The organism is Glaciecola sp. G7-5 (genome assembly GCF_055808975.1).
On record NZ_CM147892.1, the window covers coordinates 778,674 to 792,868 of the forward strand.

Consider the following 14,195-nt stretch of genomic DNA (forward strand, 5'->3'; position numbering starts at 1 on the left):
CTTACGCACTATTGCTTGTTGCTAGTAAACGTTTGTCTAGATGTCCGCTGTAACGGGTTACGGCGAGTGCAAGTATGGTAATCAAGGCCCCAATCCAAGCTGTGTCTGATAGCTCCATGCCATCAACAATGCTTCCGCCGATGATTGAACCTAAGGCAATCCCTATGTTAAAGGCGGCAATATTAAGGCCAGATGCGACATCTACGGCATTTGGAGTGAATTTTTCAGCAAGTTGTACAACATATACTTGCAGGCCAGGCACGCTACCGAATGCAAATGCCCCCCAAACCAATACGGTAATAACAGCTGCAACTTTACTTCCCATGGTAAAAGTAAGTGCTAAAAGGATGACTGACAGTAAGGTAAAAATTACGCTTAGCGCACGAATAGGGCCTTTTTTGTCTGCCAATTTACCCCCATAGATGTTTCCTACCGCGACAGAAACTCCGTAAACCAGCATGACTAAACTAATAGCGGAAGGCGCAAATCCGGTTTCTTGTTGCAAAATGGGGGCAAGGTAAGTAAAAGCAGTGAAGGTGCCGCCGTAACCTAAAATCGTCATTAAATAGACTAACATCAAACGTGGCTGTATTAAGACTTTCATTTGTTCGCTTAACGTAGTGGCTTTGCTCTGCTTAAGGTTATTTGGCACTAACAAAGCACTGCCGATTAAGGCAAGTGTACCTAGCCCTGAAACTACCAAGAATGTCGCTCGCCAACCAAAATGCTGGCCAATCCAAGTCCCCAAGGGTACGCCAGTGACGAGTGCGACAGTTAAACCTGTAAACATGATTGCAATAGCGCTGGCCTCTTTTTCCTTTGCAACTAAGCCGGTGGCAATAGTCGAACCAATGGAAAAAAATACGCCATGGGCTAAACCTGTCAGAATCCGTGCCATAATCAAACTTTCATAGCTAGGTGCTTGCCACGCAAGAATGTTGCCCGCCACAAATAAGGCCATTAAGCTAAGCAATACGTGCTTTCTGTTCCACTTGCCTGTCAATGCCGTTAGCACTGGTGCACCAATGGCAACCCCTAGGGCGTATAGACTAACGAGCAATCCGGCACTGGGTAACGAAACCCCAAGATCGCCTGCAATGGTCGGTACAAGACCAACAATAACAAACTCGGTGGTGCCAATAGCAAAGGCACTCAAAGTTAAAGCAAATAACGCAATAGGCATTTTTTATCCTCTCAAGTGAATTTGTTAGCGCTCTTTAATGATTGTTAAGTGCACCAACGTTCTGATAATTAATTAAGTGCGTAGAGTATTGCGTTATTTTTATTTGCAAAAAACAGCATTAATGACAAAATACTTTTGTTAATTTTGATAAAATAGAGCAAACAATGGCAGTAAAAGCGAAAACTGAAGACTTAGAAGCCTTTCTCACAGTGGTTGATACAGGTAGCTTTTCCAGTGCAGCCAACTTACTCGAACAGCAAGTGGCCAAGATCAGCCGTTCAGTCACGCGCTTAGAAAAATCCCTAAACGCAACCTTATTAAACAGAACGACACGCAGACTTGAGTTGACTGAAGAAGGCGAGTTGTTTTTGCGATACGCAAGAGACGGGCTGAATATTCTTGAAAAGGGAGAGGAAGCTTTACGACTATTAAAGCATTCTCCTTCAGGTAAGTTACGAGTGGATGCCGCTAGTCCTTTTGTTCTGCACCAACTTGTCCCTTTAATTGGTGAATTTAACCAAGCTTTCCCCGACATCAAGTTAGAAGTTACTAGTCATGACAGCATTATTGATTTGCTAGAATATAAAACCGATATTGCTATTCGCATAGGTGATTTGAGTGACTCAAACCTACATGCTAGGCGATTGGGGAAGAGTCAGTTGCATATGGTGGCAAGTCCAGAATATCTTAAACGCCATCCGATTGACGGCGATGTGAGTGTGCTAACCAACCATAGATTGATAGGCTTTAGTGATTCTCCCAACTTAAATAAATGGCCACTTAAACGACAGACGAGGCTGAACTTCACTTTGCATGCTTCAAGTGGCGAGGCCATAAGACATTTTTGTTTGGCAGGGCAAGGTATCGCTTTGCTATCAAATTTTATGGTGCATAAAGATCTTGCCGCTGGCACATTAGTCACTGTCTTGGGTAACGAAATTATATCCCCAAATCGACGAGAGTCGATACAAGCAGTGTATTACAAAAATAGTGCGGTATCGTCGCGCATATCAGTATTCTTAGATTTTATTCAGCCAAAACTCACTCTCTAAAGGCTTAAATAAGCCGCTTTAAAGTACGATTACTGATTAAAACAGTCATATTATTTTGTGAACTTATTCTAATTTTCGCTGGTAACAAACATATGAAAAAAATTTATTTTGCCCTCTTTTTAAGCTTGTTTGTATCTGCTTGCTCCAAGCTTAAGTTCGCCCTCGTAAATGCACCTGAATACTCTTTTAGCGGCATTATTAAACAAGATGTCGCGTATGGGGAGCTGGCATCGCAAAAGCTTGATATTTATTTGCCAGAAAAGATTGAATCACAAGCCCCTGTAGTTATGTTTCTGCATGGCGGTAGCTGGACATCAGGGAATAAGAAGCAATACGCTTTTGTTGGCATGACGCTGGCAGACATGGGCTATATAGCGGTTGTGCCCAATACCCGCCTTTATCCTCAAGTGAAATTCCCTAGCTTTATTGAAGACAGTGCCAAGGCGATTGCGTGGGTACACAACAATATTGATCAATATGGCGGTAGCAAAGACTTGTTTTTGACCGGGCATTCATCGGGCGCGCACATGGGGGCCTTAGTGCTTTCAGATAAAAGCTACCTTAAGGCCTATGGCTTGTCTCCCAATATAGTAAATGCCTTTGCTGGCATGTCTGGCCCATATGACTTTGTACCAAAAGCGGATAATATTAAAGCGATATTTGCGCCGCCAAGTCAATATCCCAAAATGGTGGTTACTAATTTTATTGAGGGCGATGAGCCACCGATGTTACTGCTCTATACAAATGAAGATAAAACCGTACACCCCCAAAACTTAGAAAGGCTTGAACTGGGTATTAAAAACGCTGCCGGCGTGGTCAAAACTATCATTTATGAACATGGCGACCACGTAGCGCCTGTTGCTGCATTTTCGTGGGTCAATCCCTCTGGTTTACCCGTTGCCAGAGACATTGACCAGTTTTTCAAGAACTATCTTCGAGACTAGGTTTTGCGAGGGCGTAATACTGTTCGCTCAACAGAATCGTCGTTCCTGCGGAGGCTTAATGCCGTTCGGTTAAGCAAAAAACATCAAAAACGTCATTCCCGCGGCGGCGGGAACCTCGTTGGAACACAGTAAAATCAGATAGTTAAAGGATGTATTGGCAGATTCCCGCCGCCGCGGGAATGACGGATATGTTTGGATTTTATGATAACCGAACAGCATTTAGCGAAGGCTGGAACCTCCTACATACCACTTACTTTAGCCCATAAATATAGGATGGTTTTAGGAGATCTCAGCCTGCGCTGAGATGACCAAGAGGGCTAACTGCGCATAGATGACCTTTAACGTTAGCTACTTTAAACAGACTGACACACGCTATTTAAACTAGCAATGTAACGTTCAATCAGTTCATAGCTGGCATCATTTATTGCAGTGAGGTATTCACCACGGCCGTTTGCCCAGTTCGTTTTGCCGTAAAAACCACGGTAATGTTCTGATTTAACTACTTCACCATTTACTTTAAAGTCGACCAAAAGCGCCATCACGCCGTTAATGTTCATAGACTCAGGATAGGTATATAAACGAACGAGTTTAGCTTCTGCTTCAACATCTACTTTAGGGCTTGCCGCTTTAGATAAGCTATTGATTTCAGTACGCATACTTTCTAAATAACTGTCGAGATTGGTTATACTCAAGCTGCCGCTAAGCAAGTGGGCAACAGTGTCTTTATTTTGTCTTTCGTCGCTAATGGGCGTCATTGTAATACCGCAAGAAAGCGTTGCTAAATTAACGTGTTGTGAAATTTTCGCCTTGCGTTTATCGCCAATTGGATCGTAGGTTATTTCAATTTTATCCAAGGTAGCAAAGCTGTTAGCAGCTAGAGAAAAAAGCACACCCAATAACAATATTTTAATTAACTTCATGATATTTTCCTTATTGCTTAGTTGTGCATTCTTTGACTTTTGCATCGGTGATTAACGACGTTGAAGTCGACATCAATGCATCATCTGCTAAACGAACAGTCGCACGCTCGCCACTTTGCTCAATTACTTTGCCTTTTACCTTAAAGCCACCAAGACTATTCCAAACATGCGCTTGGGTCCCTTTTATACAGCTTTCTTGCAAGGCTATTTGAAGGTCGTATTTTAGGGTGTTTGCGATAATTTCTGCGCTCTCTTCCATGCTTTCCCTAAACAAAGCCCCACCGTTTTCAGCCCACTTATTTATTGAGTCTGCACCACCGTTACCAACAGGTTCAGACTGATAATGGAATACATTGTAGTAATCGGGCTTAGACATAGACGGCTTAGCATTTGGTAAGAACATAAACACGGCTACCGTAGACTGCAGGTGTTTTGAATTGTCAGCAAACTGATAAAAAACGTTAGAAAAAATATGCGCTTCACCTGGCTTTAATTTTTTAACTTCAGCCATCATTAACTTTTCGTTTGTATAACTTGTGCTCGCCGATTCTGGCAGAGATCCCGCTTTAAACTTATCAGCGAACACAGGATTTAGTTCTGCCATAAGTACTTTACGGTAGTCAAAATCAACAATTTCTTTATACAGTGGTAAAGTGATATCCATGGCGCTAGCCGCAATATCATCATTGTTCGCTGAATCAATAGCCGCAGCAATTAAGCCACCGCCTAAAGCACCTGTCGCATTCATTAATGAAACAGCTGGTCTTATCTCATCTTGTTGAGCAAAGACGTAGATTGTACTGCTTTGAATTTGTGCTTCTTTTTCTTGTGTCATGGGGGTGTATTTGGGTGCGCTCACGCATGCTTGAAGCCCAATCGCCATGCATAGGCCGACTAGTTTTTGCAAATTTGTCATAAAATTCCTTTATTTATTATTATTCTTACATTTTGGGATGAGACCGCTTGGCAATGAAGCTTTCCTGCTAGCAATATTTATCTCAACGCAAATTTTCTTGCCGCATTAAAGTAATATAGTTTTTGTAATTAATAAAGAAAAATCAGTGCTAAAGTGAACGAGGCAAGAAGTTGCTTTCTCGCTAGCGTTTTTTAAAAACAGTACCTTTAAGTAAGCTCACTTTCCTACGAAATCAAAAACGTAATGTTGTCGTTTTTAATAGCTTGCTAAACCTATGGGTAAGGTAAAAAGCAAACTGTTTTTTGTCCGACATAAATACGTAAATATGTTTTGATTACCTAGATTGATTATATGCTAGTAATAACCATGTTATCACCTCGGTATCAACTTCAGAAACACTTTGTAGCTGAATTCTATGCGTACACATAGTGCCGAATGGTCCAGAGTTTTCCAAACAGCCTTGCACCTCAACATCTTTTAATTTTAAACCTAAATCTATTCTTGTTTTAGTAGCCGGTTTTATTAATGCAAATTGCTTTTTTCTTATTAGACTAACACTGCCTTTTTTGGGAGTAATTTGTACGTCTTCTCCAAATTCCGTGACTTTTGATATTAACATTTTATAAATTGGTTTAAGTAATTCTTTGCCACTATATTGACTGAGAATTAGATCCTCTTTAGGAGCATCTTTTTCTCTAAATAAAGTTACTATTGTGTTTGCAAAGCCGTGCGTTACCTCGTACTCCGTTTTCAAAAACTTTACAGCTTCCGAGTGTTTTTCAAGGTTTACTTTATCTAATATTTGGATCCAATTTTCTAAGGTTTTGCCTGTTTTTTCAGGCATGTTATTAATCATTGTTTGAAGCGCTTTATCCATTGTCTTTACCTCGTAAGTCAAAATACACGCGTTATTATAAATAACATTACGGTAATGCTAGGCGAATATCTACAAATTTGCTGGTTAACGCGAATTTGGGCAGGCTAGCTATTGCTTGAGCTCGATACTTGTCATAGTACTGGAAATTGGGTACCGCATCTCATTCCTCCTTTAGTTTTCAATAAATTGTCAAATTTAAAAGTCTTAGAGTATGCTGAAACATTTAAAACCTATTGAATTGTATTTATGAATCTAACAGACGTCTTAGCCATGGTTGTGGAGCATAAAAATGAACGCGGCATTTCTAATTGGTTGGAAATGGAAAACACTTGTGGTTTAAAAAGCTATGGAGTGGGCCTCACTAAATTGCGTAAAATCGCTAAAACAATTGGCCGAAACCGCCAATTAGCACTCGAATGTTGGCAATCTGATTATTATGAATTAAAGGTTATCGGTTTATTAATTGATGAACCAAAAAAAATCACAATAGAACAAGCAGAAAAGCAAGTTGAAGGCTTAGGTGCGGGAATGTTGAGTCATGTTTTCAGTGCCTGTGATGCGACCTTAGCAAAATCGGCCATCGCTTACGATTCTAGCCGTTAGTTGGCAAAAAAGTGACAGCATTTCACGAAAAAAATCAGCGTATGGATTGTTATATGAACTGTCTAAAAACAAACGTGACACTCGTTTAAAAGATGAGTTCTTTTTAAGCACTATTTCACATATTAATCAATCAATTGATAACGAACCTAAAGCCGTACAACTTTCGATGGCTGGTGCGTTAATGGGGATAGGTAAGCGTAACCTAAAATTAAATACCGCAGCAATTGATGTGGCTACGCGAATTGGGGCAATCGATTTTAACGAGGGTGGAAAAAAATGTGAGCCATTTGATATTTTAAAGCACCTAAACAGTGACTACCTGAAGCAGAAATTTGCAATCAATAAATCTAGTAAATAAATAACTTTAGCATTAAACAACTGGCGGTAATCGAAATAGGGCCAAATAATAACTCTGCTCTTTTGGTTAATAGCAAATTCATAATTCAGCCAAAGCATATTATCTGGATTACCAAGGTGTCCTTGCGCAATCAGGTTGCATACACAAAAGTAACAAAAAAACACATCACTTTTTACAAAAAGATTGCTATGTTTAGTCTTGTTAATTTAGTAAACGTACTGCTTTGACATGCTCAACTTGACCAATGGCGTCAACAATGCTCGCGTCTTCCATTTTTTCTACATCAAGAATATTGTAGGCAAGATCGCCGCGGCTGCGGTTCATCATATCAATAACGTTAATATTGTTGTCAGCAAGAACCGAGAGCACGTTACCCAATACTTTAGGTACATTTTTGTTAGAGAAAATGATGCGTTGCCCTTCGCATCTTGCCATTTTTACCGCGGGGAAGTTGACTGAATTTCGAATGTTTCCGTTTTCTAAATAGTCGATAATTTGATTCGCCGCCATCACCGCGCAGTTCTCTTCTGCTTCAGCGGTTGACGCGCCAATATGCGGCATCGCGATTACGTCATCACGACCAAAGAAAATCGGTTCAGGGAAATCGCACACGTAGCTTTTTAATTTACCGCTATCAAGGGCTGCGACTATTGCAGATGGGTCAACAATAGTTTCACGTGCAAAATTGACTAAAGACAAACCTGGTTTTGCTTGCGCTAACGCTTCTTCGTTTATAAGGTGTTTTGTGACATCAAGGGCCGGAACATGCAAAGACACGTAATCACTGCGTGATAAAAGAGCATAGAGGTTTTCAGCTTTTTGCACTTTGCTTGATAATCGCCAAGCGGCTTCAATAGAAAGGGCAGGATCAAAGCCAATCACATTCATACCCAAGGCTAAGGCCATGTCAGCAACTAAAGAGCCAATTGCACCGAGCCCAACAATACCCAAGGTTTTGCCCTTAAGTTCATTGCCGGCGAAAAGTTTCTTTTGCGCTTCAAGAGTTTTGTGTAATTCAGCGGCGTCGCTAACATCTTTTAGCGTTTTTACATGATCGATGCCTGACTTAATGCCGCGCGAACCTAATAACAAGCCTGCCAATACTAGTTCTTTTACAGCGTTTGCATTGGCGCCTGGCGTGTTAAACACCACAATGCCCTTTTCGCTGTATGCATCCACCGGCACGTTATTTACACCTGCACCTGCGCGGGCGACCGCGAGTACCGAATCGCTTAACACTTCATTATGAAGTTTGTGGCTTCTGAGCAATACCGCATCGGGATCGCCAATAGCTGAACCGACTTCGTATTTTTCGCGAGAGAAGCGGTCAAGCCCTTTGACGGAGATTTGATTAAATGTTTTTATTTTGTACATGGTCAACCTAGTTTTTATTCTTTTGCATTTAGCCGTTGCTTTTAGTCAAAAAGCAAAGGCTGTGTATTCGCCATTTTGGCGCTATTTTGCGTTTTTTACTTCAGCGTATGCCCATTCAAGCCATTCACACAGGCTTTCTAAATTACTCTTTTCAATGGTTGCACCACACCAGATACGAAGCCCAGCAGGCGCGTCGCGGTAGGCGCCAATATCATAGGCGACTTGATGCTGTTCAAGTAACACGGTGAGTTGCTTAACTTGATCTTCACTTAAATCGAGGCTTAAGCATACGCTGGTATTTGAACGTGTTGCGCTGTCATCTGCTAAGAAATTTATCCAAGGGTGGGTGTTAACAAAGTCACTTATAACGGCTAAATTCGCATCACAAATCGCGATAGTTCCTTGTATTCCACCAACACTTTCTACCCACTCGAGCGCGTCTAGGTAGTCAACAACACAAAGCATTGAAGGGGTATTGATAGTGGCACCAGTGAATAAGCTTTCGATGAGTTTGCCGCCCTTAGTCATGCGGAATATTTTAGGTAGTGGCCAAGGTGGAGTGTAACTTTCTAGCCTTTCCACAGCGCGAGGGCTCAATATAAGCATGCCGTGACCGCCTTCGCCACCTAAAACTTTTTGCCAGCTGTAGGTAATAACGTCTAGCTTTTCCCAAGGCATTGATTGTGCGAAAATAGCTGAGGTGGCATCACAAAAGGTTAATCCGCTGCGCTTGTCATCAATCCAGTCACCATTGGGTACTTTGACACCCGAGGTTGTGCCATTCCACGTAAATACCACGTCATGGCTTGGGTCGACTTGTGCTAAATCGGGCAGTTTTCCATAGTCGGCACTAAGAGTACGTACATTGTCTAGCTTGAGCTGTTTACTAATGTCGGTTGCCCATCCCTGTCCAAACGATTCCCAATATAGAACATCAACAGGGCGCTCACCTAACATTGACCACATTGCCATTTCAATCGCACCGGTGTCAGACCCTGGCACAACTGCAACGCGATAGCCTTCAGGCAAACCAAGTATTTCAGCGGTATCTAAGCAAGCTCGCTTAAGGGCATCTTTACCTACTTTTGCACGGTGAGAGCGACCTAACACTGAAAGGTCGAGCTGACTAACATCGTATCCCGGTCTTTTAGAGCATGGGCCTGAAGAGAAGTTTGGATTGGCAGGTTTTACTGTGGGTTGCATAGGGGTCTCTGATTTGGTTAGGGTATGGTTGAAAAAAGTCAGTCGGTAACATACAAGTGTTTTTAGGATAAATCTAGACCCTTGTGGCATGAGTTATATTTTTCAGTCTAAGGTCGCATGAGTGCTGCGGCTTTTAATCCTCTGTTGATTGATATTTTTTCAACACCACAGTGATGATACAAGGTCGTAGAATCTATACTTTGATACAGTATTGCAAGGCACACAACAATGTTAGTATTTATCATAAGAAATTGAGCGATAATTTGTTGGCGAGGCGATACTATCTATTTTTGCTGCACTGACGCCTGTCATACTTGCTCTGACACCCGTCATACTTGCTCTGACACCTGTCATACTTGCTCTGACACCCGTCATTCTTGCTCTGACGCCCGAGATACTTGCGCTGACGTCCGTCATTCTTGCGAAGGCAAGAATCTGCTACTTACGAGGTATTATGTTCATAGTTCAAGAGGATGTATGAGGAGATATTCGCCTTCGCGAATATGACGGGAGTGAGGGGGCGAATATGACGGGAGTGAGCGACCACGACGCTAAAGGAATCATTATGAAAGGAACTAACATGCTACCAATTAAAACTTTTACCGCATTTATATTTTGCTGCTTCGCCTATAACGTGTGGGCAAATCAAGAAAGCAACTCGAGCAGCGAAGCAATAAAAGATGTAGAAGCTATTAGCGTTGTAGGCGAGTATTCCCAAGCTTACTATCGCGACAAAATGGAAAAAGCCGAGCTCGATTTTTACGAAGCATTTAACGCATTGGTAACGATTGATAAATACAAAGTTAATTGCGAAAACAAGACACGGTTAGCCAGCAGAATTAAAAACAAAGTGTGCGTACCCAAGTATGTTACCGACCGTATGGCCCAAGAAACCCAAGACGCAAGACGTTCAGGTAAGCCCTTACCGCGTATGAAAGATATTGAGTTTATGGTGAAAGACGAGCGCGAAGCATCGCTGGCGTATGCTGAGAAACTCGTATTGGCAAACCCAGCGTTGCTAGAAAAACTTATCACCATGAATGAAACTCAGCGCCAACATGAAGCCGCGAAAGCTAAAGGCGCCAAATAATGTAGGGTATTATTTGTTTAGGCGTTTCCTACGCATGAGCAGAACACTAGATACTAGTAGCAAGCTGATAAAAGAAAAGCTGCCGCCACCAACCACAATTTCAGTGTAACCGCCAACTTCAACATATTCATCACGGTCAGCACTTTCTAGTGGTAAGGCATATAACTCTTCTAAATCTTCGCTACTAATAGTCGCAACAATCTCATCAAAGCCAACTTCATATAAGTCAATCAATACATCATAGTGACTAGTGCTATACCCTTCATCTAAGGTCGTCAGTAACTCAAACGCATCTTCAGTGCTGTCATCAACTATAACGAAAGGGTCGGTACTGTAATATAATTCCCATGGTCCGCCGTTTCGGCTTAAGTATAAATCGGCAAAAACTAGAGCGCGCTCACCTGAATAACTACTGTGCAAGTCAGCATCAAAAGTGACACTAAAGGTTTGGTAGTAGCCATCATAATCGAAGTCTTCATAGAGCTTGCTAGTGGCGTCGTAAATACTAAATTCGACATAATTGCCTTTACCATTTATATAATTTGAGTGTGTGTTTTGAGTCGATTTTTTTGCTACAGGGCTTTTGCCCGAGGCTAACTCTTTTTTTCGCTGAGCAATGACTTGTTCTCGACTTAAGCGCGGTTGGTACGCTGGCACTATTTTTTTCAAGGCATCAATCGCGACGATATCTGCGGCGCTTGCGCTAGGTAGTTGTTCTTGCTCACGGCTTTCAACGGTAAGCGATAAAGAACGCGAAGCTAGCGTTTCTGTGTTGTCATTCACATCATCGGCCAATGCACTTGCGCTGGCATTAATTAGTAAGCAAGCCAATATAAGTTTATTTTTAATTGAGGTCATGATTCATCTCCACTTCATTAAAACGATTTGTTGTGGCTATTACAAACCATGTCAAATGAATGGAAGCTGAACAAAAAACAAAAATAGTACTTGTTATCTTCAATCGTTAAACGCAAGAAAAGTAAGGCTGTAAAAATACTCCCCATATTCAGCTAGTGTTCAGGTTTCAACGCTTAATATAGCCACTTAGATAACTTGACCTTATTCATTGGCATATCAATTATGTTTCTTATTTTAATGGGATCTTCTAAACTGGTGTTATTCGCTAGCATGGATTTATTGAATGAAAATTGCTTTATTACTCATCACTGCCGGACTCACTTTGCTTCCTTTAAAAGAGGTTGCGGCCTATGACGCTGTGGGATATTCCAATAGCGCTGCAAACAAAGAACAGTCTTTACGTTCTGTTGCAAGAGTAAATGACAATGACAAACAAACACTTAAAGTAAGGTCGCGTAAGCAAGCCACCGAAATGGTTAAGAAGCGCTACAACGCCAAAGTGTTGAGCGTGCAATCGGCTAAGGTCAATGGTAATCAGGGTTATAAAGCAAAGTTGCTAAGCAGTGATGGCATTGTGTTTTTTGTGTATATAGATGCTGTTACCGGGCAAATGAGCAGGGCGTAAACCCTCCAATCGCACATTGTAAGGAGAAACCATGCGGATGTTGCTAGTAGAAGACGATATGGCGCTACAAACGAATATCAAACAATATTTACTTGATGCTAAATATACTGTTGATGCTGTTAGTGATGGCGAAGAGGGTTTGTTTCAAGGCCAAGAATATTCTTATGACGCTGCGATTATCGACTTAGGCCTACCTAAATTAGACGGCATAGGCCTTATAATGCAACTACGCGCATTGCAACGTGACTTCCCCATTCTGATTTTAACTGCCCGCGACAATTGGCAAGATAAAGTAGAGGGGCTTGATGCAGGCGCCGACGACTACTTAACAAAGCCCTTTCACGCCGAAGAATTAATTGCGCGAGTAAATGCATTGATACGACGCTCAGTTGGCAAATCAAGTCCGTTGATTATTAATGGCCCCTTGAGCCTAAACACCAGCAGCCATGAAATAACACTCGCCAACAAGACCATTAATTTAAGTGGTTCAGAATACAAGCTCTTTGAATATTTGATGTTGCACATAGGAGAAGTCAAATCAAAAAGTGTGTTGATAGAGCATATTTATGATCAAGATTTTGATTTAGACTCCAATGTAATTGAGGTTTTCATTCGCCGTTTACGTAAAAAGCTAGACAATGATGGCTCACTTGGGCTGATTGAGACCTTAAGAGGTCAAGGCTATAAATTGAATGCGCTCAATGACTAGTAAGCGACCTCGTTTCGCCTTTTTCAATTCACTGCGTGCGCGCATCATGTTAAGTGCGCTTATTGTTATTGTGGTGCTTTTGCCAAGTATTGGCATTGCTTTAAACAATGCCTTTGCCCAGCAAATTCAAAGTAACCTTGAAGATCAACTCAATGCCTATTTTTATTCGGTATTAGCGGTCACCGAAGTCGAAAATAATGATTTGATCATGCCCGAAGTCTTGCTAGATAATCAATTCAACGTGATTAATTCTGGACTATATGCCCTTATCACTCGTGCTGGCGATGAGCAAATAAAACTACCTAAACAACAAACAAGTTTACTTTGGTTTTCTAACTCATTTTTAAGTGCTGATATTAGCCAACAATGGCCCTCAAATTTACCCCAGCCTAGCGTGGGTGAAAGTAGCTTTACAACACTAACACTGAATGACGCCCCCCACTTTGTTTATAGCTTCAGCGTGCGTTTTGAAGGGGAGAATACAAACCCTGATACAAACAAGGAAGCCAGTTCGCAAATAAAAAATACGCAAATAAAAAGTGCCCCCATAACCCTGCATATCGTAAAAGATATGACGAGTACTACGGAGCAGTTAGACGCATTTAGTCAAAAAATATGGACCTGGCTGCTTGTGCTCATGGTCGTGCTTTTGCTCATTCAACTATGTTGGCTAGTATGGACCTTAAAGCCTTTGGCTAAGTTTACTGAAGAATTAAACGCGGTTCAGCGCGCAGAAGTAGACACATTGTCACAAGCTTACCCCAATGAACTAAAGGCGGTTGCAACGCAGCTAAACGCATTACTTGAAACAGAAAAACGTCAAAGGCAGCGCTATAGAAATGCCCTTGCAGACCTTGCGCATAGTTTAAAAACACCTTTAGCGGCGATATTAAGCCAAAAAGATTTAAGTGAATCGTCTATGGAGCAGTTGCAACAAATTAACCACACTATAAGTCATCAGCTAAAACGGGCGCAAAGCGCTGGTCACAACCCGTGGCACTTAGGAATAAAAGTGCAAGGTGTTGCTGGCAAACTGCTGCGTACCCTAAGCAAAATTTATCCTGATATCGAATTAACGCAACGCCCAAAGAGCCAAGCACACAGTGTATTTAAAGGTGATGAAGCTGACCTCACGGAAATACTAGGGAATTTGCTAGATAACGCCTGTAAAGCGGCCGCTAGCCGCGTTTACTTGTCTTTTTATGAGCAAGATAATAAGACTGTTATTATTGTTGAAGATGACGGTAACGGCGTCACCAACAGCGAGCAATCACGCATATTAGAACGCGGTAAACGCGCCGATACCTACCCTCAAGGCCATGGGATTGGCCTAGCAATTGTGCGGGATTTAGTAGACAACTATCAGGGAAGCTTGGCAATAGATAGCTCTGATACGCTAGGGGGAGCGCGATTTACTTTGCGCTTTAATAGCTAACCCGCGATATAAATTGTACTAACTGTAAAATACTTAAAGATAGTCAGC

The 14,195-nt window shown here is 41.7% G+C and carries 17 protein-coding genes; 8 read left to right on the forward strand and 9 right to left on the reverse strand.

Translation table 11 applies throughout. From position 1 onward, the window contains the following. Position 1 precedes the first annotated feature (1 nt). Complete coding sequence (locus AC0L6H_RS03480) at positions 2 to 1,183, reverse strand: MFS transporter (protein ID WP_473392613.1); 1,182 nt, start codon at positions 1,181 to 1,183, stop codon at positions 2 to 4. A gap of 164 nt (positions 1,184 to 1,347) precedes the next feature. Here AC0L6H_RS03480 and AC0L6H_RS03485 point away from each other — a divergent pair, with 164 nt between their 5' ends. Together AC0L6H_RS03485 and AC0L6H_RS03490 are read left to right on the forward strand one after the other, a co-directional pair. Next, positions 1,348 to 2,235 carry a LysR family transcriptional regulator gene (locus tag AC0L6H_RS03485; RefSeq protein WP_473392614.1) on the forward strand — a complete coding sequence of 296 codons (888 nt, stop codon included), beginning with the start codon at positions 1,348 to 1,350 and terminating at the stop codon, positions 2,233 to 2,235. A 92-nt stretch (positions 2,236 to 2,327) separates the two neighbouring features. Next, a complete protein-coding gene (locus tag AC0L6H_RS03490; protein WP_473392616.1) occupies positions 2,328 to 3,179 on the forward strand; it encodes an alpha/beta hydrolase in 852 nt (283 codons plus the stop codon). Between the two features lie 353 nt (positions 3,180 to 3,532). Here the strand turns inward: AC0L6H_RS03490 and AC0L6H_RS03495 are convergent, their stop codons facing one another. The 3 genes from AC0L6H_RS03495 to AC0L6H_RS03505 form a co-directional block, all read right to left on the reverse strand. After that, positions 3,533 to 4,099, reverse strand: a complete 567-nt coding sequence (locus AC0L6H_RS03495) for a hypothetical protein (RefSeq protein WP_473392617.1) — start codon at positions 4,097 to 4,099, stop codon at positions 3,533 to 3,535. A 10-nt stretch (positions 4,100 to 4,109) separates the two neighbouring features. Next, the gene (locus AC0L6H_RS03500) at positions 4,110 to 5,015 is read right to left on the reverse strand and encodes a hypothetical protein (protein WP_473392618.1); all 906 of its coding nucleotides are present in this window, start codon (positions 5,013 to 5,015) and stop codon (positions 4,110 to 4,112) included. 334 nt (positions 5,016 to 5,349) lie between these two features. Then, entirely contained in the window at positions 5,350 to 5,892 is a 543-nt protein-coding gene (locus AC0L6H_RS03505; RefSeq protein ID WP_473392620.1) for a DUF5655 domain-containing protein, read from the reverse strand. 246 nt (positions 5,893 to 6,138) lie between these two features. Between AC0L6H_RS03505 and AC0L6H_RS03510 the strand changes: the two genes are divergently transcribed. Both AC0L6H_RS03510 and AC0L6H_RS03515 read left to right on the forward strand, forming a co-directional pair. Next, positions 6,139 to 6,495, forward strand: coding sequence for a DNA alkylation repair protein (locus tag AC0L6H_RS03510; protein ID WP_473392621.1), 357 nt, complete (start codon positions 6,139 to 6,141; stop codon positions 6,493 to 6,495). 46 nt (positions 6,496 to 6,541) lie between these two features. Next, complete coding sequence (locus tag AC0L6H_RS03515) at positions 6,542 to 6,853, forward strand: hypothetical protein (RefSeq protein ID WP_473392622.1); 312 nt, start codon at positions 6,542 to 6,544, stop codon at positions 6,851 to 6,853. Here the strand turns inward: AC0L6H_RS03515 and AC0L6H_RS03520 are convergent. The 4 genes from AC0L6H_RS03520 to AC0L6H_RS03535 form a co-directional block, all read right to left on the reverse strand. After that, positions 6,811 to 6,951 (reverse strand): DUF6942 family protein, encoded by a 141-nt coding sequence (locus tag AC0L6H_RS03520; protein WP_473392624.1) that lies wholly within the window; start codon positions 6,949 to 6,951, stop codon positions 6,811 to 6,813. The two genes, AC0L6H_RS03515 and AC0L6H_RS03520, sit on opposite strands and share 43 nt — an antisense overlap. Positions 6,952 to 7,054: 103 nt before the next feature. Next, complete coding sequence (locus AC0L6H_RS03525; protein WP_473392625.1) at positions 7,055 to 8,227, reverse strand: phosphoglycerate dehydrogenase; 1,173 nt, start codon at positions 8,225 to 8,227, stop codon at positions 7,055 to 7,057. Positions 8,228 to 8,308: 81 nt separating this feature from the next. Next, on the reverse strand, positions 8,309 to 9,430 hold the full coding sequence (locus AC0L6H_RS03530; RefSeq protein WP_473392626.1) for a phosphoserine transaminase: 1,122 nt from the start codon (positions 9,428 to 9,430) through the stop codon (positions 8,309 to 8,311). Positions 9,431 to 9,661: 231 nt separating this feature from the next. Further along, positions 9,662 to 9,847 carry a hypothetical protein gene (locus AC0L6H_RS03535; protein WP_473392628.1) on the reverse strand — a complete coding sequence of 62 codons (186 nt, stop codon included), beginning with the start codon at positions 9,845 to 9,847 and terminating at the stop codon, positions 9,662 to 9,664. Between the two features lie 148 nt (positions 9,848 to 9,995). Here AC0L6H_RS03535 and AC0L6H_RS03540 point away from each other — a divergent pair, with 148 nt between their 5' ends. Beyond that, a complete protein-coding gene (locus tag AC0L6H_RS03540) occupies positions 9,996 to 10,520 on the forward strand; it encodes a hypothetical protein (protein ID WP_473392629.1) in 525 nt (174 codons plus the stop codon). Between the two features lie 9 nt (positions 10,521 to 10,529). Here the strand turns inward: AC0L6H_RS03540 and AC0L6H_RS03545 are convergent, their stop codons facing one another. Next, positions 10,530 to 11,378 (reverse strand): choice-of-anchor H family protein, encoded by an 849-nt coding sequence (locus AC0L6H_RS03545; RefSeq protein ID WP_473392631.1) that lies wholly within the window; start codon positions 11,376 to 11,378, stop codon positions 10,530 to 10,532. Positions 11,379 to 11,661: 283 nt separating this feature from the next. On the opposite strand from AC0L6H_RS03545, the gene AC0L6H_RS03550 reads away from it, so the two are divergent. Genes AC0L6H_RS03550 through AC0L6H_RS03560 form a run of 3 tightly spaced genes read left to right on the forward strand, consistent with a single transcriptional unit; the run spans position 11,662 to position 14,147 of the window. Continuing rightward, positions 11,662 to 12,003: a PepSY domain-containing protein gene (locus AC0L6H_RS03550; protein ID WP_473392632.1), complete on the forward strand. Its 342-nt coding sequence runs from the start codon at positions 11,662 to 11,664 to the stop codon at positions 12,001 to 12,003. A gap of 31 nt (positions 12,004 to 12,034) precedes the next feature. After that, positions 12,035 to 12,712 (forward strand): response regulator transcription factor, encoded by a 678-nt coding sequence (locus tag AC0L6H_RS03555; RefSeq protein ID WP_473392633.1) that lies wholly within the window; start codon positions 12,035 to 12,037, stop codon positions 12,710 to 12,712. Then, on the forward strand, positions 12,705 to 14,147 hold the full coding sequence (locus AC0L6H_RS03560; RefSeq protein ID WP_473392635.1) for an ATP-binding protein: 1,443 nt from the start codon (positions 12,705 to 12,707) through the stop codon (positions 14,145 to 14,147). The genes AC0L6H_RS03555 and AC0L6H_RS03560 overlap by 8 nt, the downstream gene beginning before the upstream one ends. The last annotated feature ends 48 nt before the right edge of the window (positions 14,148 to 14,195 follow it).